The following is a 20790-nucleotide window of genomic DNA, read 5'->3' on the forward strand; positions in this document are numbered from 1 at the left end:
ATCCAGGCGACCAAGCGTGAGGACCGCATTGAATATGCAGGTCCGCCGATCGGCCGCCCCGGCCCCATTCAGCCCGGCCCCGTCATGCCGCGCCCGCCCGCCGACACCGAACGCTATCCGGACGCCACGCCCAATCCGGTGAAGCGCACGGCCGAACAGCCGGTCTCGACCTTCTCGATCGACGTGGACACGGCCAGCTATTCCAACGTCCGCCGATTCATCGACGAAGGTCGCGCCCCGCCGCGCGATGCCGTGCGGGTCGAGGAGCTGATCAACTATTTCGACTATGGCTACGCCCGCCCGGCCTCGGCGGCCGAGCCGTTCGCCGTCAGCACCACTGTAGCCGCCGCGCCCTGGGCCCTAGGGCGCCAGATCGTCCATGTCGGCCTGCAGGGTTATGAGCTGGCCGGGGCCGAGCGGCGGCCGCTGAACCTGACCTTCCTGGTCGACGTCTCCGGCTCGATGAACAGCCCGGACAAGCTGGCGCTGGCGCAGAAGTCCATGAACCTGATCATCGACCGGCTGCGGCCGCAGGACACGGTGGCGGTGACCTATTACGCCGAGGGGGCGGGCACGACCCTGGCCCCGACGCCGGGCGACCAGAAGCTGAAGCTGCGCTGCGCCGTGGCCAGCCTGTACGCCAGTGGCGGGACGGCGGGCGCGACGGGGATGACCAATGCCTATGACCAGGCCCAGGTCCATTTCGCCCGCGACCGGGTCAACCGCATCCTGATGTTCACCGACGGCGACTTCAACGTCGGCGTCACCGACGACAAACGGCTGGAAGACTATGTCGCCGACAAGCGCGGCACCGGCGTCTATCTGTCGGTCTATGGCTTTGGACGCGGCAACTATCAGGACGCCCGGATGCAGGCCATCGCCCAGGCCGGCAACGGCACCGCCGCCTATGTCGATGACCTGAACGAGGCGCGCCGCCTGTTCGGCCCGATGTTCGACCGGGGGGCCTTCCCCATCGCCGACGACGTGAAGATCCAGGTCGAGTTCAACCCCGCCCGCGTCGCCGAATGGCGGCTGATCGGCTATGAGACCCGCCTGCTGAACGAAGAGGATTTCGCCAACGACCGCATCGACGCGGGCGAGGTCGGCTCGGGCGCGTCGGTCACCGCCGTCTATGAGATCACCCCCGTCGGCGGCCCGGTCCAGATCGCGGATCGCCGCTATGACGCCAACCGGCGCCCGGCGGGCGGCGACGCCTCGGGCGAGTTGGGCTTTGTCCAGGTGCGCTACAAACTGCCGGGCGAAGGCCAGTCGCGCCTGATCCAGCAGGCCGTCGCCAACCGCGCCGCTGGCCCCGTCTCGGCCCAGCCGCCCGAGGCGACCCGCTGGGCCCTGGCCGTCGCCGCTTTTGGCCAGAAGCTGCGCGGCGACCCGTGGATGGCCGCCGACTACGGCTGGGACCAGGTGTTGGCTCAAGCGCAAGGCGCGCGCGGGGACGATCCGTATGGCGAGCGGGCCGAGTTCGTGCAGCTGGTCCGCGCCGCCAGCGAACTGCCGGAACGAAGCGAGCCCTAACGCGACTTCTCCCTCCCCGTCCCGGGGAGGGTGGCTGAGGCCGTCAGGCCGAAGCCGGGTGGGGGCGGCAAGGCAAATCAGCCGCAGCGTCCACCTCATACGCAGGGGAGGATCGCGCGCCCAGCATCGCCTTGCCCTCCCCACCCGGTCTCCGCTTCGCGTCGACCACCCTCCCCGGGACGGGGAGGGAGAAGGCGCGTTCTTCCTTTTTCCTTACTTCTGCCGCGGGCTCTCCAGCCCCTCATAGGTCGTGACCAGCCGCCCCTCGCGCCGGGCCTTCAGCGCGCGGGCCAGCTCCTCGGCCGCGATCCGCACTTCGGCCTGGATGTTGGTGTCCTTGTCCAGCGCGTCGTGGCTGGTGGCGTAGGGTTCCCAGTAGCCGATGTAGCGATCCAGCTCGGCGTCCGGCCCGGCCGGCGTCAGCTTCATGAACCGCAGCCAGTCGGCGACCGAGCGGCGGACGTTCTCGGCCCCCTCGACGTCGCCGTGCACGACGACGGAAAAGATGCGCCCCTCCAGATGGCGGGGATAGTCCCAGCCCGCCAGCTCGACCTCCTTGGCCTTCTTCGCGTCCTTGCCGTGGGTCAGGGTTGGGTCGGGATTGCCGCCGTCGGCGCAGACCATCCGGTCCATCATCAGCTTCATCGGGGACGACACCTGGTACCAGTTGACCGGCGTGACGACGAAGATCCCGTGCGCCTCGACCCACATCGGATAGATGTCGTTCATCCAGTCGTGGACCTGGCCCAGCGAATAGTTGGGGTAGCAACTGCACGGCCAGTGGCACAGGGCGGCGGCGGTCGAGAAACAGGCCTTGCACGGATGGATATCGCGGCCGAACTCGCTGGCCAGGCGCGACAGGTCCAGCACCGTCGTCTCGATCCCCTGCGCCTTCAGCGCGTTCTCGGCGATTATGGTCAGGCGCCAGCTCTTGGACATCTCGCCGGGGCAGGTGTGCTCTGACCGCGACGAGCCGTTGATCAGCAGCGCCCGCAGCGGACCCGAGGCGTCGTCGTGTCGCGCCTTGGCGGCGTCCAGCGCGGCGCGCGCGTTGATCCAGTCGACGGCCAAGTCGTAATCGGGATCGGCATAGCCGGCCCCCGCCTTTTGCGTCACCGGGCTCTTTCGCCCCTCGATATAGCCGTCCCACGCGACGGCCGCGACCTTGTCCAGCGCGTCGCGCATGGGGTCGAAGGCCGGGTCGTTGAAGCGGCTCAGAAACCGGGCCGTGAACGCCTCGCGGTCCAACTCGGGACTGGGCATGCCCTTGCGGGGCTCGGGCGTGTCCATCGATGATCCTCCGGCCCGGCAGGGGCTGGCGGCTTAACGCGACCCCGAACGGCGCCGTTCCGGAACCGGCGCCGCGGCGGCGGGTTCTGTGGGCGACCCTTTCCATCAGGAGACCTCCCATGAAAGTTCGTGACGTAATGAGCCGCGACGTCCAGGTGGCGCGCCCCGGCGACACCATCCGCGAGGTGGCGACCCGCATGGCCGACGGCGATTTCGGCTTCATGCCCGTGGCCGACGGCGAGCGGTTGATCGGCACGGTGACGGACCGCGACCTGACCGTCCGCGCCCTGGCCGGCGGCGCCGTCGCCACCGCCCCGGTGGTCGAATACATCACCCGCGATCCCTTCACCGCGCGCGACGACGACGAACTGAAGACCGTTCTGGACGCCATGAGCACGCGCCAGATCCGTCGCCTGCCGGTGATCGACAAGAACGACCGCTTGGTCGGCGTCGTCTCGCTGGGCGACCTGTCCACCCGGGTGAAGGAGAAATACGCCGGCGAGGCGCTGGAGGACATCTCGCGCTCGAACTGAGCCGCGCGGTTAACCCTAGGACGAAACCCGCCGTTCACGTCCCGCGCGTCATCTTGACCCGTTGTATCGGAGGGTCGGATGGCGCGCGCGCAATTCCAGAAGGGTCAGAAGGTCTGGGTCGAGTGCGTTGGCGCCTGGGCCCATATCGAACAGGTCCAGCCCGTCTGGGCCAAGGGCTTCGATGAACCCGTGCGCGTCACCTATGACGTCGGCCTGGGCCGCGAATTCCTGGCCCACGAACTGCAGCTGTCGGTCGAGGATCCCGGCGCGGGCGAGGACTTGGGCCGCTGGCGGCTGATGCGCGCCCGCAACAAGTGGCAGGAGCCCGGCGACTGCGTGCACCATCCCTATCCCGGCACCTATCCGGTGGTGGTGACGGACAAGGCCGACTGGGGCGGCTGGCGCGTGCCCGGCGCCGAATACGACCGCGACCCCGAACGCATCGAATTCCAGGCCCGGCTGATCGCCGCCTCGCCCAGCCTGCTGCGCCTGGCCGAGCGGCTGATGACCTCGGTCGCCGAAAGCCCAGACGACGCCCCGCCCGAAATGCTGGCCCTGGCCCGCGAGGCGCGCGAGACGTTGAAGAGCGTTACCGACATCCTGGCCCCCGCGCCTGAATCCGCCCCCCGCGCCGGCGCCGCGACGGCGGCCTGAACAGACCCTTCCTGATCGCCGTTCAGCGCCGCTCGACAGGACTCCCCGACGCAGCCTAGATTCCCGGTCTCGTCGAATCTCCGGGGAGGCCGCCTGTGGCAGGGGCCGAACGCCGCACCAGTGGACCGGGACGCCGCGCCGCCGATCAGCGTCGTGGGCCGCCCGCATGGGCGCGCATCCTGGTGCTGGCCACGGCGCTGGGTCTGGCGGCCTATGTCTTTCTGGTCGGGCGCGGACTGTCCCCCTCGGCGCGGACCACCCTGGGCGCTCATGTCGATGACGCCTGGTTGCTGATCGCACCGCTGGGACTGGGCGTCCTGGTATTGATCGGCCTGCTGATGCAGCAGATGCGTCAGGCGCGCGACAGCCGGCTGTGGGCCGACACCGAGCGGCGCTTCCGCGTCGCGGTCGAGGGCGCGCGCTGCGGCGTCTGGGAATGGGACCTGCGCGACGAAGAGGTCAATCTGTCCGACTATATGGCCGTGCTGTTCGGCTTCGAGCGCGGCGGCGTCGTATCCACCCAGGCGGTGATGGCCCGCATCCACCCGCGCTATCGCGAGGCGGTCGAGCACGCCCTGGCCCAGGCCACGGCCTTCGGCGCCTTTGAGGTGACCTTCCCGGTCGTGATCGACGGCCAGCGCCCCCGCTGGATCGACGCGCGCGGCCAGGCGCGGGGCACACGCGGGGAAAAGGGTTTCACCAGCATCCTGGGCGTGGCCCTGGACATCACCGAGGCGCGCCGCGCCAAGGCCCAGGCGCAGGCCGCCGAGGGACGTCTGCGAGACGGCATCGAGAGCGTGACCGACGCCTTCGTCCTGTTCGACAAACAGGGCAGGTTGATCCTGTCGAACCAGGCGTTCGCCGACACCTTCGGCTTTGACCCCGGCGTGGTCCGGCGCGGGGCCTGGAAGGAAGAGCTGAACCGTATCGCCGCGCTGGCGATCAAGGCCGACCATCCGTCGCCCTCGAACCGCGCCGGGACACGCGAACTGGAACTGCACGACGGCCGCTGGCTGCAACTGACCGAACGCTTCACCTCGGACGGCGGCACCGTGGTCAGCGCCGCCGACATCACCGTGGTCAAACATCAGGAGGCCGAGCGTCGCCGCGCCGCCGACGACCTGCGGACCATGGTCGACCAGCTGGAGTCCAGCCAGGAGAAGCTGGCGCTGCTGGCCCGCAAATACGAGGTCGCCATGACCCGCGCCGAGGCCGCCAACCAGGCCAAGTCCGAGTTCCTGGCGAACATGAGCCACGAGCTGCGCACCCCGCTGAACGCGATCAACGGCTTCTCCGAGATCATGGCCGCCGAGATGTTCGGTCCGCTGGGCGACGCGCGGTACAAGGGCTATGCCCACGACATCCACAACTCGGGCCAGCACCTGCTCAGCCTGATCAACGATATCCTGGACATGGCCAAGATCGAGGCCGGCAAGATGACGCTGCACCTCGAACCCGTCTCGCTGAAAGAAATCGGCGACGACGCCGTGCGTCTGATGCGCGGCAAGGCCGAGGAGGCGGGCCTGACCCTGACGGTCGAGGCGGGCGACCTGCCAGTGATCCAGGCCGACCAACGCGGCCTGAAACAGGTGCTGCTGAACCTGATCTCAAACGCCGTGAAATTTACGCCCCAGGGCGGCGCCATCGTGGTGGCCCTGACCCGCAAGGGTGACGACCGGGTGTCCGTCGCCGTGGCCGACACCGGCATCGGCATCGCGGCCGAGGACCTGGCTCGCCTGGCCCAACCGTTCGAACAGGTCGAGGGCCAGCACTCCAAGACCACCCAGGGCACCGGCCTGGGCCTGGCCCTGACCAAGGCGCTGATCGAAATGCACGGCGGCCGTCTGGCCATCGAGAGCGAGCCGGGACGTGGCACGGTCGTCAGCTTCGACCTGCCGGCCCGGCGCGCCGATGTCGGGACGACGCAGGCACTGCAACAGGCCCGGGCCGCCTGACGCTTACTTCATCCCTGCGAAAAGAAACGATCAGCTCGCGGGTGTTTCGCGGCGGGCTTCGGGGGGTGCGTCGTCGCGGTCGCGGGTGCGCGGGCCGCGCGGGCCGTGGCGGGCCAGGATGACCGACAGCGCCTTGCGGTCGTCGGCTTCCAGATCGCTCAGCACGGCGACGGCGTTGTCTTCCAGACGCGCGCGACCGCGCAGTTCGGCGGCGCGCGACTGCTCCAGCAGGGCCTTCACCGCCGCCGGATCGAAGGTCGGCTGTCCGGCCAGATCGATGGCCTGGCGACGGGCCGCGCGGGCGGCGTCGAAGTCCGGACGGGCCGCCAGGGCGGACTCGCGCAGGCGCGCCCGCACCTGATCGCGCACATCGGCGTCCAACCCGCTCAGCACCGCCTTGAACGAGCCTTCGCGTCCCGGTTTGCGCTGGGCCTCGACCCGCTGCTCGACCCGGTCGCGGCCGACCGTGACGGTCACCAGGGCGGCCGCCGCGAACAGATTCAGCGCCACCGACATCGCCAGGGCGATCTTCAGTCCTTTGGAACTCATCCCAGCACCTCTACGTCATCCACCCCGGCCAGCGAGGCTTGGTACAGCACCGCCTCCACCTGGGCGTCGGCGGTGACGTGCGTCGTCAGCCCGACCCCGAACACCACCCCCGCACAGGCCGCCGCCGCCCAGCCGGCGCCCGACCACCACAGCAGCCGTCCGATATGGAAGCGCGCGCGGGGGCGCAATCCCGCCTTGGCCGCCGAAGCGATGACCCGATCCCGCAGCGCGGCCGTGACCACGGGACGCGGCGCGGCGGCCAGCAGATCGTCCAGCGCCGCCGCCTGCGCCAGCACGTCGCGCGCCGCCGGATCGGCATCCAGCAGGGCGCGCGCGGCGGCGCGCTCACCCTCGGGCCAGTGGCGCAGGTCGGCGCCGTAAGCGTCGGCCAGTTCGATCAACCTGTCGCGATTCATGCTCATGCTCCTTCAGCCCCCGGCGCCAGGTCCGCCAGCGCCTGCCTGAGGGCGCGCCGTCCGCGCGACAACAGGCTTTCCAGCGCCTCGACACTGATCTCCAGAAGGCTCGCCGCCTCGATATTTCCCAGTTCCTGATAGTGACACAGGACGATGGCCTCGCGCTGGCGTTCGGGCAGGCGTTGCAGCGCCGCCTCGACCCGCCGGCCCACATCGGCGGCCAGCAGACCCCGGTCGGGCGCCGGCCCCTCGTCCGGCCGGTCCGGCGGCGCGTCCGTCGCGATTTCGCGTCGACGCCGCAGCCGGTCGTAGCAGAGGTTCAGCGCCACCCGGTGCAGCCAGGTGTCGAACCGCGCCTTGCCGGGGGTCCAGCGCGGGGCCTGACGCCAGGCGCGGATCATCGCCTCCTGCGCCACGTCCTCGGCCTCGACCGGGTCGCCCAGCATGCGCTGCGCCAACGCCAGCATGCGCGGCAGCTTGCGCGCGACCATGGCCTGAATCGCCGCGGGATCGCCCTGACCCACGCGGCGCAGCAGTTCCTCGTCGGGGTCGGCGATCACGCTCAGGCCGGCCTCTTTCCCAATCAACAGAAAGGGCCGGCGGCCACAGGACCGCCTTCCCCGACATCACCCTACTCCGAAGCGGGCGTCGAAGGCGACGCCTGCCGTTGCGCGCGGCGCTCCTGACGCTGCTCGCGCATCTGCTGCATGGCGGCCTGACGCTCGGCCGCGACGATATAGCCGTCGCTGTTCGTGTCCATGCGGGCGAACGCCTGCTCGGCCCGGGCGCGCGCCTCGGCGATCACGACGGGGCCGCGTTCGCCGCCGCGTCCGGCCTTCTGGCCGTGCATGCCGGGACCGCCGTGATGGCGGCTGCCGCGCTCCATGCGGGCGCCGTCGCCGCGCGGACCGCGGTCCGGACGGGCCGAGAATTCCTCGCGGCTGATCTGGCCGTTCTTGTCGGCGTCCAGACGATCGAAGCGGGCGGCGACGCGTTCGGCGCGATGCGCCTGCATGGCCGCGCGCATTTCCTCGGCCGTGACGGTTCCGTCGCGATTGGCGTCGGCGGCGGTCAGGCGGGCGACGCGCGATTCAACGAACTCGGCGCGCGAGACGCGGCCGTCGCCGTCGGCGTCACCCCGCGCGTGGCGGGGCGCGGGTTGTTGCTGGGTCGTTTGCTGGGCGACGGCGACGCCGCCTGCCACCGTCAGCGAGAGGGCCGCCAGGCCCCCGAGCAGAATGGTCTTCCTCATGTGGATGAACTCCAAAGGCCCTGTTGAGAGCGGCCTGAACCGCCCCTGTCAGACCTTCTCACGCCCGTGCGGTCAGTTTCCGTCGCGCACCGGCGGCAGGGTCGCCTCGAACGCGGCGCGACCGGCCGCGCGGTGGTCCAGCAACCGGGCCTTCAGGGCGGCGAAATCGGCCTCGCCCAGGGCGCGCGCAAGGCTCTGCTGGAAGGCCTGGGGTTCGGCGTCCGGATCGGGCCGTTCGTCGAAGGCGCAGGCCAGCACCTGACTGATCCGCTGCTGGAACCGCCACGCCTCGCGCGCCGCCTCATCATCGGCCAAAGCCTCCAGCGTCGAGACGGTCAGGGGCCGGCCCTGGGCCGCGGCGGTCAGTTGCCGGTACTGGCCCAGGAACTCCGCATCGACTTGACCGCCCTGCGACAGCTTCAGGTCCCACAGCCCGCGCGGCGGCCGTTCGCGCATCATCAGATCGCGCATGGCCCGGATGTCGTGGCGCAGGTCGGCATCCGGCCGGGGCCGGCGCAGCGCCGCCTCGACCGTCGCGGCGACCCGGTCGCCGAACGCGGAATCGCTGGCCCACACCACCCGCGCGCGGGTCAGGGCCATGAACTCCCAGGTGTCCGCCTCGCGGGCGTAATAGTCCTCGAAACTCTCCAGCCGCACCGACACCGGCCCCTTGGCGCCCGAGGGTCGCAGCCGCATGTCCACCTCGTACAGCGCGCCCTCGGCCGTATGCGCCGACAGGGCCGAGATCAGGCGCTGGGTGAAGCGGGCATAGAAGGTCTCGGCCCCCCACCCCTTCACCGCCGACATCGCGTCCGGCGCGGCGGCGTAGACGGTCATCAGGTCCAGATCCGAACCCGCCGTCATCTCGCGCGAGCCCGCCTTGCCCAGCGCCAGCACGGCGGTCGCCCCCTCCATGACCCCGCCCAGCCGTTCCGCCTCGGCCAGGGCGTGCGGCGCCAGGGCCTGGATCACCGTATCGGCCAGTCTGGTATAGGCCCGGCCCGCCACGCGCGGCCCGGTGCGGCCGGTGATGATCTGCATGCCGAATCGGAACACCTGATCGTGGTGGATGCGTCGGGCCGCGTTCATCGCGCCCTCGAAATCATCCTCGGCGGCGACGCCGGCGGCCAGTTCGTCGAACACGCTGTCGTCCTGATCCAGCGGCAGCAGAAAACGGGCGTCCAGCATGCTGTCCAGCGCCTGCGGACGTCGCCCCAGGAACCGCGCCAGACGCGGCGCGAAGGCCATCACCCCGACCACCAGATCGAACAGGCGCGGCTGGTTCAGGAACAGCGCCTGCACCTGCACTCCGGCGTTCAGGCCGGAAAAGAAGGCCGCGAACCGGCGGAAGGCGGCGTCCGGCGCCCCGCTCTCGGCCACAGCGGTTAACAGGCGCGGGGCCAGTCGGGTGAACAGTTCGCGCCCGCGCGCGGTGCGGGTGGCGGGGATGCGGCCGTGGTGCCAGCTGCGGATCATGTCAGCGATGGCGGCCGGCTCGGCGAAGCCCATCCGGCCCAGCGTCGCCAGCGTCTCGGGATCGTTCTCGACCCCGGTGAAGACCAGGCTGCCATAGGGGGACGACAGCGCCTCCTCCCCCTCGAACAGCTCGCCATAGCGGGTGTTGACCCCGACCAGCAGCGCCTGAACCCCCGCGTCGAAGGCGGCCAGATCGCCCTGCCCCGACAGGACGGCGACGGCGGCGCGGCGGGCCGGATCCAGCGGCAGGGTGTGGCTCTGCTCGTCCTCCAGCATCTGCACCCGATGCTCCAGATCGCGCAGCTGGACATAGGCGTCGCTCAGCGCCTCAGCCGTTTCGGGCGTGATGTGCCCGGCGGCGCTCAGCGCGGCCAGCGCCTCCAGCGTGCGGGGCGAGCGCAGCGACGGATCGCGTCCGCCCAGGATCAGCTGCTGGGTCTGGGCGAAGAATTCGATCTCGCGGATGCCGCCCCGGCCCAGCTTCAGATTGGCGCCCGCCGCGGCCAGCCCCTCGCCTGTCTTGTGGACGTGGATCTGGCGCTTGATCGACTGGATGTCGAGGATGGCCGGATAGTCGAGACTGCGCCGCCAGATATAGGGCGCCAGCGCCTGCAGGAACTCGGCCGCCGCGCCCGGATCGCCGGCCACGGCGCGGGCCTTGATGAAGGCCGCCCGCTCCCAGTTCTGGCCGACGGATTCATAGTAGGCCAGCGCCATCGGGGCTGCGACGGCGGGCGGGGTCGAGGCCGGATCGGGCCGCAGCCGCAGATCTACCCGGAAGACATAACCCTCGGCCGTCCGCTCCGACAGCAGGGTCGCCAGACCCTGGGCCATGCGGGTGGCGAAAGCCTGAACCTCGACGCCGTCCAGCGCCCCCTCCAGCGTCTCGGGCTCGTAGAAGACCGACAGGTCGACGTCGCTGGAATAGTTCAGCTCGAACGCCCCGCCCTTGCCCATGGCCAGGATGAACAGGCCGGGGACCGGCCCGCGCGGATCGTCGGCGGGCGAGGTCAGCTTGCCCCGCCCCCGCTGGTCAGCGGCGACGGCGGCCAGAGCGGCGCGGGCGGCGGCGTCGGCGAAGCGCGAGATGGCGTCGGTGACCCGGTCCAGCGGCCACACACCGCCCAGGTCGCACAGGGCCGTCAGCAGATGCAGCTCGCCCTTCAGCAGGCGCAGCGGGCGTTTGGCGTCGTCGGCGCCGTGCGTCCCGTCGGCCAGCGCCGTCGTGCGCGCCAGCAGCGTCTCCAGCCGGTCGTCAGGATCGCTTTCCAGCACGCCCCTCAGAATGTCGGGCCAGCGCCGCGCTGCGCCGGTCAAATAGGGCGAGGCCGCGAACACCGGCGCCAGGGCCGGCCAGGCGGCGTCCAGCGTCGCGCGCCATCCGCTCTCATCCGCCGCCTCGCCCAGCCGCTCATGCGCCCGCGCCGCCGCCTCGACATCGAGGACCGGGCCACAGGGCGACAGGCGTTCAAGCAGCGGGCTCATCCGTCCCTTATGGCGCGGGTGGCAGCACCAGCGCCACCCTGAGGCCGGGGCCAAAGCCGTCATAGACGCCCGGCCCCTCGTCCAGCTGCACCCGGCCGCCATGCGCCTCCAGCACCGCCGTGACCAGCGACAGGCCCAGGCCCGAACCGGATTCGGTGCGGCTGTTGTCCAGCCGGACAAAGCGCTGGACCACCCGCTCGCGGTCGTCCTCGGGCACGCCGGGGCCAGTGTCGGTGGTCGAGAATTCGATCTCGCCCGACGACCGCCGCCGCGCCCGCAGCTTCACCGCCCCGCCCGGCGGGGTGTATTTGATGGCGTTGTCGATGACGTTGGCCAGGGCCTGCGCCAGGAAGGGGCGGTTGGCCTCGACCATCAGGCCGGTCTCGATCTCGGCTGAGAAATCCAGTCCCTTGTCCTCGGCGGCGGGCTCGTACAGCTCGGCCATGTCGGCGGCCAGTTCGGCGGCGTCGAACACGGCCGGATCGGGCGTGCGATGCGCCGCCTGCAACCGGGCGATGGCCAGCACGGTGTTGAAGGTCTTCAGCAGATCGTCCGCCTCGCGCAGCGCCATCTCCAGCGCGCTGACCCCGTCGATCTTGCCCGCCTCGGCGTCGATCAGGGCCACCTCCAGCTTGGCCCGCATCCGCGTCAGGGGCGAGCGCAGGTCGTGGGCGATGGCGTCGCCGGCGTGGCGGATCGAGGCCATCGACCGCTCCATCTGGTCCAGCATGGCGTTCAGCCCCTGGCCCAGTTCGTCCAGTTCGTCGCCCGATCGGCGCACCTCGACCCGCGCCTTCAGGTCGCCGTCCTGGACCGCCGCGACCACGCGGTTCAGCCGCCCCATCACCCGCTCGACATTGCGGCTCAGCAGCACCCCGCCGCCGACGCCCAGCAGCAGCACCATCAGCATGGCGCCCCACAGGGCCTGGGTCAGACGCGACAGGTATTTCTCGGTGTCGCCGACGTCCTCGCCCACGAACAGCAGCTCGCCGCCCGACAGGGTCATCTGCACGCCCAGCGACTGGGTGCGCGTCACCCGCCCGTCGGCGTCGGTGTCAGTGAAGCGGAAGGTCTCCCACTGCTCGCCGCCGCGATAGTTCTCGATCGGCGAGACGTTCAGGTTGCCGGTGATCGGCTCGCCCTTCTCGTCCATCAGCAGATACAGATACGGCCCGCCCTTGATGGTGCGGTCCACCAGCGCCTGGTTAAGCGCGTCACGCCCCCGTTCGCGATAGACGGCGGTCAGCACCGCCACCTCGCTGCGCACATCCGCCCGCGCCTTGGCCCGCGCCTCGGACGCCGACGCCAGATAGACATAGGCCAGCACCGCGCTGGCCGCCGCCACGAACAGCGCCAGGAACAGCAGCGTCAGCCGGAAGGGCGTGCGGCGGAAAAGAGAGGGGAGTTTCATGGGCATTACAGCTCTCCCTCCCCGTCCCGGGGAGGGTGGTCGGCGCATCGCGCCGAGCGGGTGGGGCGGGCAAGGCAATGCATCCGCACGTCTTCTACGATCGCGTCCAAATCATCCCGAACGGCAAGGTTCGTATATCGCAGCGTCCGCCACCCTTCTCTGGCCAGCACGGCGTCCCGTACCCGATCCTTGCGTGCCCGGTCATCGTCATGATGCGAGTCTCCGTCGACCTCCACGATCACCAGACGATCAGCGCATGCGAAATCGAGGTAGTAACCTCTCACCGGCGGTTGCCGCCGAAAATGGAGCCCCTGCGAGCGCAGGGGCCGCAGCGCCACCCACAGCCGCGCCTCGGCCGGTGTAAGCGTCTTTCGCATGGCGCGTGCTCTGGCGATGATGGCCATGGATCGCCTTGCCCTCCCCACCCGGTCGCTGCGCGACCACCCTCCCCGGGACGGGGAGGGAGAAGTTGCGCCCCCCGTCCCTACGCCTCCAGCCGATACCCCGCGCCGCGCACGGTCTGCAGCATGGCCCGCTCGAAACCCTTGTCGATCTTGGAGCGCAGGCGGCTGATGTGGACGTCGATGACGTTGGTCTGGGGGTCGAAATGGTATTCCCAGACCTTCTCCAGCAGCATGGTGCGGGTCACCGACTGGCCGGCGTGGCGCATCAGGAATTCCAGCAGCTGGAACTCGCGCGGTTGCAGGTCGATCTCCTTGCCCTCGCGGTGGACGGTGCGGGCGATCAGGTTCATCTCCAGGTCGCCGACCTTGAGCACCGTCTGGACGCTGCCGGTCTCGCGGCGGCGGGCCAGGGCCTCGACCCGGGCGATCAGTTCGGCGAAGGCGTAGGGTTTCACCAGATAGTCGTCGGCGCCGGCCTTCAGGCCCGTGACCCGGTCCTCGACCTCGCCCAGGGCGGACAGGAACAGCACCGGCGTCTGGTCGCCGCCGCCGCGCACCGTCTCGACCATGCCGACGCCATCCAGGCGCGGCATCATCCGGTCCACGACATAGACGTCATAGCCGCCCTTCTGGGCCTCCAGCAGGCCGAAGGCCCCATCCACCGCGTGCACCACCTCGTGCCCCGCCTCGGTCAGGCCACGGACCATGGCCGTCGCGGCCTCCGCGTCATCCTCGACCACCAGAATACGCATGAGACCTGCCCCTGAATTGGAATCGCCGCCGATGATAGCGCATCGGCGGCGACCCCGTCAGTTAAGCAATGTTCAGACTTGCGCCTATTCGGCCTGGGGCAGGTCCAGAACCACCGGCGTGTTGCCCTGGGGCGTCCAGACCAGCAGGAAGACGCTCTTGCGGTTCGCCAGTCTGGCCTCGTCCACCGCCGCCTGAAGGTCGGCGACGCGCGTGGCCGGGCTGGTGCCCGCCCGCAGGATGACAAAGCCCGGACGGAAGCCCGACCCGCGCTGCGACGCCTCCGCTCCCGTGACGACCAGGCCGTTGACGCCAGCCGGGATCGAATAACGCTGGCGCAAGGCGTCGCTGATCGGGGCGACGTTCAGTCCCGCGACGGCGGAACCGGTCGCGCCGGCGGCGGGCGGCGTGGCCTCTTCGTTCTGGGCGCCGTTGCGGCTGGCGTTCAGCTCGGTCTCCGAAGGACGCGCGCCCGAGCGGACGGTCAGCGTCTGGCGGCGCCCGTCGCGCAGCACTTCCAGCCGCAGGGTTTCGCCGGCGCGGGCGCGGCCGACCAGACGGGTCAGCTCGGTCGAACTGTCGATGGCCTCGCCGTTCAGGCTGACGACGATGTCGCCGGCCTGGATGCCGCCCTTGTCGGCAGGGCCGCCGGGCGTGGTGCTGTTGATGAAGGCGCCCTTGGTGTCGGCTGACAGGCCCATGCTCTCGCGATAGGCGCGGGTCAGGCTGGTGATCTCGACCCCCAGATAGCCGCGCTCGATGCTTTCGCCCTTCATCAGGCGGTCGGTGATGCTCTTGGCCACATCGGCGGGGATGGCGAAGCCGATGCCGACCGAACCGCCCGACGGCGACAGGATCACGGTGTTGACCCCGATCACGCGGCCATAGACGTCGAACGTCGGCCCGCCCGAGTTGCCCCGGTTGATGGCCGCGTCGATCTGGATGTAGTCGACATAGGCGCTGTCGATGTCGCGGCCGCGGGCTGAGACGATGCCCGCCGTGGCGGTGCCGCCCAGGCCGAACGGATTGCCCACGGCGATGACCCAGTCGCCGACGCGCGGCTCGGCCGACTGTTCAAAGCTGACGAACGGGAAGTTTCCGCCGTCCACCTTGATGACGGCCAGGTCGGTGCTTTCGTCGCGGCCGATCAGGCGAGCGGTCAGCTCACGCTCGTCCGACAGCTTGACCGTGATCTCGGTGGCGTCCGCGACGACGTGGTTGTTGGTGACGATATAGCCGTCGGCCGAGATGAAGAAGCCCGACCCGGCGCCCAGGGCCGTGGTCGAATTGTCTTCGCCCTCTTCACCGTCCTGGCCCTGCGGGCCCATGCCGGGCGGCAGCTGGAAGCCGAAGGGCAGCCCGGGGATGGCCAGCTGGCGCGGGCGCTCGACCCGCGTCTTGACGTCGATCTGAACCACCGCCGGCGCCACCTGCTGGAAGATGTCGGCGAAGGACAGCGGCGCGCCCGGCGGCGGGGCGAAGGCGGCGCCCGCCGCGCCGGCCGAGGGCGTCAGGCGACCGCTAACGGCCGGCGTCTCGGCATGAGCGCCGGGCCATTCGATGACCCCGCCCGCCGTCGCCGCCGCCGCGAAGGTCAGACCGACCGCCGCGCCCAGAATGAACTCCTTGCGCTTCAGCATTTGGTTTTCGCGATCCTCTCACCGGAGCCGATGCGGCTCTCGTTTCGCCTTTTGATATAGGCAGATGGCCGCCATGGCCAACGCCCCCTTCGACAACGCGACGATGGTTGTGCCGCGTCAACGACCGTCGTGAGGCGAGGTTGCGTCCGGAGTTGGGCGAACTGTTTCCGGCTGGAGATAATCCGCCAGCCGACGCTCTTCCTCGGGCGACAGCGGCGCGGCCTCGCTCGCCCGGCGGCGCGCGCGGCCCAGGATCAGCCCCAGCGCCAGCAACACCAGCGCCGCCGGGCCCAGCCACAGCAGCCAGGTGCCCGCCCGGAACGGCGGGGTGAACAGCACATAGTCGCCATAGCGCGCCACCAGATCGTCGCGGATCTGGCCGTCGGTGCGCCCGGCCGCGACCTCTTCACGCACCAGCCGGCGCATGTCGGCGGCGACCCCGGCGGGCGAGTCGGCGATGGCCTCATGCTGGCAGACGACGCAGCGGACGTCGCGGAACAGGGCCCTGGCCCGGGCCTCCTGCGCCGCGTCGGCCAGCGGCCGGTCCGGCGTGGGCGCAGGCTCGGCCGCCATCAGGCCCAGCGCAGCCACGGCGATCAGCAGGGCGCGCCTCATGCCGCGACCGCCTTGCGCCGACGCGCCGCGCCGACGCCCAGACGCAGCCGCCGGTCCAGCAACGACAGAAGCCCGCCCAGCGCCATCACCATCGGCCCCAGGAAGATCAGTCGCGCCCACGGATTCCAGTAGGTCCGCACCGTCCACGCCTGACCTGTGGCCACGGTCCCCGGCTCGCCCGCGCGGCGCTCGCCCATGACCACATAGACGTCGTCCAGACCCCGGAAATCGAGGCCCACCTCGGTCGTCGTCTGGCCGCCGGCGGGGAAGAAACGACGCTCGGCCGTGACCGTCTTCGCCCGGCCCGAACCCTCGGCGGGACGCACGGTCAGGCGGCCCTGTTCGGCGATATAGTTGGGGCCCTCGACCACGGCGACATCATCCAGCCGCACGGCCCAGGGTCCGGCCCGCATCTCCTGCCCGATGGACAGGGGCGCGACCGCCTCGACCTTGAAGCTGGTCTCGACCACCGCGCCCAGCACGAAGACACCCAGCCCCGCGTGCGCCAGCGTCATGCCCCAGGCGCCCAGCGGCAGCCCACGCGCCCGGCGCAACGTCTCGGCCGCCGGCGCGCGGAACAGTTTCACCCGTTCGGCCGTCTCGGCCAACGCGCCCAGGATCAGCCAGGCCCCGACCATCAGCCCACCCGCCGCCAGCGCCTTCTTCGGCTCGAACAGCGCCCACCCGGCCAGGGCGAACGCCAACGCCAGACCCGCCGCGACCGCCAGCCGTTGCAGCGCCCCGGTCAGGTCGCCCCGCTTCCACGCCAGCAGCGGCCCGGCCGGCAGGATGATCAGGGCGATGATCATCAGCGGGTTGAACGTCAGGGCGAACCACGGCGGTCCGACCGAGATGGTCTGGCCCGTCGCCGCCTCCAGGATCAGCGGATACAGGGTGCCCAGCAGCACCGTCCCCGCCGCCGCCGTCAGGAACAGATTGTTCAGCACCAGCGCGCCCTCGCGGCTGATCGGCGCGAACAGACCGCCGCTCTTCAGCGTCGGCGCGCGCCAGGCGAACAGGGCGAAGGCCGCGCCCGCCGTCACGCCCAGAATGGCCAGCAGCATCAACCCGCGCTGCGGATCGACGGCGAAGGCGTGGACGCTGGTCAGCACCCCCGACCGCACCAGAAACGCCCCCAGCATCGAGAAGCTGAACGCCAGCAGCGCCAGGAAGACCGTCCATCCCGCCAGCGCGCCGCGCCGCTCGGTCACCACCGCGCTGTGCAGCAGGGCCGCGCCCGCCAGCCACGGCAGGAAGCTGGCGTTCTCGACCGGGTCCCAGAACCACCAGCCGCCCCAGCCCAGCTCATAATAGGCCCAGAACGACCCCAACGTGATCCCGACCGTCAGAAAGGCCCAGCTGGCCAGCGCCCAAGGCCGCACCCAACGCCCCCAGGCGGTCCACGACAGCCGCGTTTCGCGCCCCTCGATCAGGGCCGCGACCGCCAGCGAGAAGCACACCGAAAACCCGACATAGCCCGCGTAGAGAAGCGGCGGGTGGAAGGCCAGGGCCGGGTCCTGCAACAGGGGGTTCAGCGACATCCCCTGGAACGGCGCCGGGTCCAGCCGCTCGAACGGGCTGGAGGTGAAGACGGCGAAGGCCAGGAACAGCAGCGACAGCGCGCCCTGCGTCCCCACGGCCGAGGTCTTCAGCCCGAACGGCAGGTTGGACGCCCGCGCCAGCACCGCGCCGAAGGCGGTCATCACCAGACACCACAGCACCAGCGAGCCTTCGTGGCTGCCCCAGGCGGCGGCGACCTTGTACAGCATCGGCTTGTCGGTGTGGCTGTTGGCGGCGACGTTGGCGACCGAGAAGTCCGAGGTGGCGAAGGCGACGATCAGCGCGCCGAACGCCAGCGCCACCGCCAGGGCCGAGGCGATGGCCGCCCCCTGCCCCGCGCCCGCCAGCACCGGGCTGTTGCGCAGCCGCCCGGCGACCGACAGCCCGGTCTGCAAGGCCGCCAGCGCCAGCGCCAGCGCCAGCGCAAAGGCCCCCAGTTCGGCGATCATGATTGTTCGCTGGCGCTATCGGCCTGCGGCCTGCTTGAGCGCGCGGAGGCTACCGCCTCGGGCCGCCACTCGCCCTTTTCCTTCAGGCGGTCGGCGACTTCGCGCGGCATATAGGTCTCGTCGTGCTTGGCCAGCACTTGACGGGCGGTGAAGCTGCGGTCGGCCTCGAACGCGCCCTGGGCGACGATGCCCTGCCCCTCGCGGAACAGGTCGGGCAGATCGCCGCGATACAGCACCTTTGTCGAGGCCGCGTTGTCGGTGACGGTGAAGATGACGGCTCCGTCGGGCGTGCGATGCACGCTGCCCGCCTCGACCAGCCCGCCCAGGCGGATGTCGCGTCCCGCCGGCGCCTTGTCCGGCGTCGCTTCCGATGGCGAATAGAAGAAGGTCACGCTGTCCCGCGCCGCCCACAGCGACAGGCCGACCGCCAGCGCCAGCACCGGCGCCACGGCCATGACGACCCACAGGCGGCGTCGCGCCTTCGGCGATTTCGGAAGCCAGCTCATGCCAGGGTCGATCCGGGAACGGAGGAAGGACGGGCGTATACCGCCCGCGCGGGATCAGGCCAACGCGTCATCCGCCCACACCCGGTCCGGCCGCCGCCAGACGACGCTGCAGCTCGGCCCTGCGTGGATCGGCCGGCTCCAGCGCGGCGATCAACGGGCCCCACTGGGCGTTCAGCTGGGCGGCGTCACCGCGCCGCAGCGCCGCCTCGCCCAGGAAATAGCGGGCGCCCAGCTGCCCCGGGTCGCGCTTGACCGCCTCGTGGAAGGCGGCTTCGGCGTCAGCGCCGATGGTGCCGTCATTGGCCCGCACCAGGCTTTCACCCAGCCGCGCCCAGGTCTGGGCGTCCTCGGCGTCCAGCGCCAGCGCCCGGCGGAAGGCCGAGGCCGCACCGATCGGATCCTCGGCCTGGAAGCGCGCGGCGCCCAGCATGGTCAGCAAGCGACGGTCGTCCGGATTGTCTTTCGCCGCGCGGTCGATGACGGCCGCGACCTGGATCGGGGCCAGCGGCTCCTGGCTCTCGCCCCATGCGGCGACGCGTTTTTCGTACGGCTGATCGGGCAGGCCCGGCGCGCCGGTCAGAACATACAGGCCCAGCGCCCCGTTGATGGCCACGACCACCCCGCCCAGCACCCAGCGACGATCGCTGACGCGGGCCACCGGCGCGACGGCGACGGCGCTCTCGGTCCCCTGCGCGGCCAGGATACGGCGTCCGGCCTCGGCGCGGGCGGCGCGCCAGGCGTCTTCATCGATCAGGCCGCGCGTCTTCAGCCGGTCCAGTTCGGCCAGTTCGTCGGCGGCCTCGGCCGGACCGGCGCCGCCCGCGACCTGCGGGTCGACGGCCGCGCCGCGACGGGCGCCCGCCAGCACCAGTAGCCCCGCCAGGGCGGAGGCGAGGCCGGTCAGGGTCCAGAACACGATCATGGACCGACGCTCTAGCGGATCAGGCGGGTTCGGGCGAGGGGTTGGGCGCCGGACGCGCCGCCGCAGCGGCGCGACGCCGCACCGTGCGTGCGGCCGTCTCGGCCTGCAGCGCGGACATGAAGCCGGCCACGGTCTCCAGCAGGTCCAGCAGCGCCAGCCCGTCCGGGCCGGTCCCGGCGTGCAGCGCCTCCAGCGCGGCGTCGGCATGGCTCATCAGCCGCTCGGTCAGCCGGTCGACCAGTTGACGCCGCTCGGACTCGCAACCGAACGCCGAGGTCACGCCGCGCACCGCCGTCAGCAGTTTCAGCAAGGCTTCGGCCATATCGATCGGGTCACCCCGTGACGGAATGTCCAGACGCGGCGCCGGGCGGGTCATGCGCCCCACCAGTCGCACCTGTTCGGTCGGCAGCACCGTCTCCACCGTCCGCTCCACCAGCCGCATCAGGCCCGCCAGCCGGTCGGCGACACGGGCGCGGGCGTCGCGCACATTGCGGCCCCAGGCGCTGCCCGGTCGCAGCTTCAGCGTCAGGTCCAGTTCCGCCAGCACCCCGGCGCACCAGGCCAGATCGATGCCCAGCGTCTCGATCCCCGCGCGATCCTCCTCCGGCCGGAAGGCGTCCAGCCGCGCCACCCGGCGATCCACCGCCGCCAGCAGCCGCTCGACGAAGTCGGCCAGCTCGGATTCGCTCAGGAACGCCTCGCGCGCCGCCGCCTGGGCGCTGTGGGCCAGAACCCGCAGGATCAACGGCGCGTCGCTCAGATGGGCGAACCATATCTCCAGCAGACGCCGCGCGCCGTCGGGGGCGATGACCGCCGCATCGCGCAGCAGCAGCCGCAACTCGGCCACCTGGTCGCCGTCCGGGCGGCGCACCCAGGCGTGCAGCCCCTCGACCCCCGGCCGCGCCAGATGCATCAGGTCCAGACAGCCCGCCAGTTCGGCCAGTCCCGCCTCGCGGCGCCCGGGCTCCAGCGACGACGACCAGATGTCGTCCGGCCGGTCGCGCAACAGGGTGGCGGCGGCCTGACGGATGCGCCCGGCCACCAGTTCGGCGTCGCGGTCCTCGGCGTCCAGACGATCCAGCCATTGCGCCTCGCGCGCGGTTGCAGCCCGCCACAGGGCGGGCAGGACGGCGGCGGGGAAATGCAGACCCTCGACCCCGTCCTCGCGCGGGGCGAACATCGGCAACAGCGGCCCCAGCACCAGATCGCGGCGACGCCGATGGTCGGCCTCGTCGCGCACCATCTGGCCCATGACCGCCGCCTCGGGCCCCGGCAGGCGCGACACCGCAGGCCCCAGCCGCTTCAGCTCCCGATCGGAGCACTGACGCAGCATCCGGGCGAGCCCGGCGCGATGCGTGTCCGATAACGCGGTCATTCACTTCAGGCCGAC

General features: G+C 71.0%; 19 protein-coding genes. 4 read left to right on the top strand and 15 right to left on the bottom strand.

What is annotated here, in order from left to right:
• On the top strand, window positions 1-1533 hold a 1533-nt coding region (locus tag EON91_RS09430; RefSeq protein WP_292093884.1), incomplete at its 5' end, for a VWA domain-containing protein.
• A 213-nt stretch (window positions 1534-1746) separates the two neighbouring features.
• Here EON91_RS09430 and EON91_RS09435 read toward each other — a convergent pair.
• Window positions 1747-2823 (bottom strand): flavodoxin family protein, encoded by a 1077-nt coding sequence (locus tag EON91_RS09435; protein ID WP_292093887.1) that lies wholly within the window; start codon window positions 2821-2823, stop codon window positions 1747-1749.
• 119 nt (window positions 2824-2942) lie between these two features.
• Between EON91_RS09435 and EON91_RS09440 the strand changes: the two genes are divergently transcribed.
• From EON91_RS09440 to EON91_RS09450, 3 genes are all read left to right on the top strand, one after another.
• Complete coding sequence (locus EON91_RS09440) at window positions 2943-3356, top strand: CBS domain-containing protein (RefSeq protein WP_292093889.1); 414 nt, start codon at window positions 2943-2945, stop codon at window positions 3354-3356.
• Between the two features lie 78 nt (window positions 3357-3434).
• Window positions 3435-4010: a hypothetical protein gene (locus EON91_RS09445; RefSeq protein ID WP_292093892.1), complete on the top strand. Its 576-nt coding sequence runs from the start codon at window positions 3435-3437 to the stop codon at window positions 4008-4010.
• 95 nt (window positions 4011-4105) lie between these two features.
• Entirely contained in the window at window positions 4106-5965 is a 1860-nt protein-coding gene (locus tag EON91_RS09450; RefSeq protein ID WP_292093894.1) for an ATP-binding protein, read from the top strand.
• A gap of 30 nt (window positions 5966-5995) precedes the next feature.
• Here the strand turns inward: EON91_RS09450 and EON91_RS09455 are convergent, their stop codons facing one another.
• The 14 genes from EON91_RS09455 to EON91_RS09520 form a co-directional block, all read right to left on the bottom strand.
• On the bottom strand, window positions 5996-6514 hold the full coding sequence (locus EON91_RS09455; RefSeq protein ID WP_292093897.1) for a periplasmic heavy metal sensor: 519 nt from the start codon (window positions 6512-6514) through the stop codon (window positions 5996-5998).
• A complete protein-coding gene (locus EON91_RS09460; RefSeq protein ID WP_292093899.1) occupies window positions 6511-6930 on the bottom strand; it encodes a hypothetical protein in 420 nt (139 codons plus the stop codon). The genes EON91_RS09455 and EON91_RS09460 overlap by 4 nt, the downstream gene beginning before the upstream one ends.
• A 2-nt stretch (window positions 6931-6932) precedes the next feature.
• Complete coding sequence (locus EON91_RS09465) at window positions 6933-7496, bottom strand: RNA polymerase sigma factor (RefSeq protein ID WP_292093947.1); 564 nt, start codon at window positions 7494-7496, stop codon at window positions 6933-6935.
• Window positions 7497-7561: 65 nt separating this feature from the next.
• Entirely contained in the window at window positions 7562-8182 is a 621-nt protein-coding gene (locus EON91_RS09470; protein WP_292093902.1) for an EF-hand domain-containing protein, read from the bottom strand.
• A gap of 72 nt (window positions 8183-8254) precedes the next feature.
• The gene (locus tag EON91_RS09475; protein ID WP_292093905.1) at window positions 8255-11143 is read right to left on the bottom strand and encodes a bifunctional [glutamine synthetase] adenylyltransferase/[glutamine synthetase]-adenylyl-L-tyrosine phosphorylase; all 2889 of its coding nucleotides are present in this window, start codon (window positions 11141-11143) and stop codon (window positions 8255-8257) included.
• Window positions 11144-11150: 7 nt separating this feature from the next.
• The gene (locus tag EON91_RS09480; RefSeq protein ID WP_292093948.1) at window positions 11151-12554 is read right to left on the bottom strand and encodes an ATP-binding protein; all 1404 of its coding nucleotides are present in this window, start codon (window positions 12552-12554) and stop codon (window positions 11151-11153) included.
• Between the two features lie 5 nt (window positions 12555-12559).
• Window positions 12560-12958, bottom strand: a complete 399-nt coding sequence (locus EON91_RS09485) for an endonuclease domain-containing protein (protein ID WP_292093908.1) — start codon at window positions 12956-12958, stop codon at window positions 12560-12562.
• Between the two features lie 80 nt (window positions 12959-13038).
• A complete protein-coding gene (locus tag EON91_RS09490) occupies window positions 13039-13710 on the bottom strand; it encodes a response regulator transcription factor (RefSeq protein ID WP_292093910.1) in 672 nt (223 codons plus the stop codon).
• An 84-nt stretch (window positions 13711-13794) separates the two neighbouring features.
• A complete protein-coding gene (locus EON91_RS09495) occupies window positions 13795-15348 on the bottom strand; it encodes a Do family serine endopeptidase (protein ID WP_292093913.1) in 1554 nt (517 codons plus the stop codon).
• 117 nt (window positions 15349-15465) lie between these two features.
• On the bottom strand, window positions 15466-15963 hold the full coding sequence (locus tag EON91_RS09500) for a cytochrome c-type biogenesis protein (RefSeq protein ID WP_292093916.1): 498 nt from the start codon (window positions 15961-15963) through the stop codon (window positions 15466-15468).
• Complete coding sequence (locus EON91_RS09505) at window positions 15960-17972, bottom strand: heme lyase CcmF/NrfE family subunit (protein ID WP_292093918.1); 2013 nt, start codon at window positions 17970-17972, stop codon at window positions 15960-15962. The genes EON91_RS09500 and EON91_RS09505 overlap by 4 nt, the downstream gene beginning before the upstream one ends.
• On the bottom strand, window positions 17969-18478 hold the full coding sequence (gene ccmE / locus EON91_RS09510) for a cytochrome c maturation protein CcmE (RefSeq protein ID WP_292093920.1): 510 nt from the start codon (window positions 18476-18478) through the stop codon (window positions 17969-17971). Before ccmE ends, EON91_RS09505 begins: the two co-directional genes overlap by 4 nt.
• A 67-nt stretch (window positions 18479-18545) precedes the next feature.
• Window positions 18546-19400: a c-type cytochrome biogenesis protein CcmI gene (gene ccmI / locus EON91_RS09515; RefSeq protein ID WP_292093923.1), complete on the bottom strand. Its 855-nt coding sequence runs from the start codon at window positions 19398-19400 to the stop codon at window positions 18546-18548.
• Between the two features lie 19 nt (window positions 19401-19419).
• Entirely contained in the window at window positions 19420-20775 is a 1356-nt protein-coding gene (locus tag EON91_RS09520; RefSeq protein ID WP_292093925.1) for a hypothetical protein, read from the bottom strand.
• Window positions 20776-20790: the final 15 nt, after the last annotated feature.

The sequence above is a fragment of the Brevundimonas sp. genome (genome assembly GCF_004210735.1).
Classification (GTDB): domain Bacteria; phylum Pseudomonadota; class Alphaproteobacteria; order Caulobacterales; family Caulobacteraceae; genus Brevundimonas.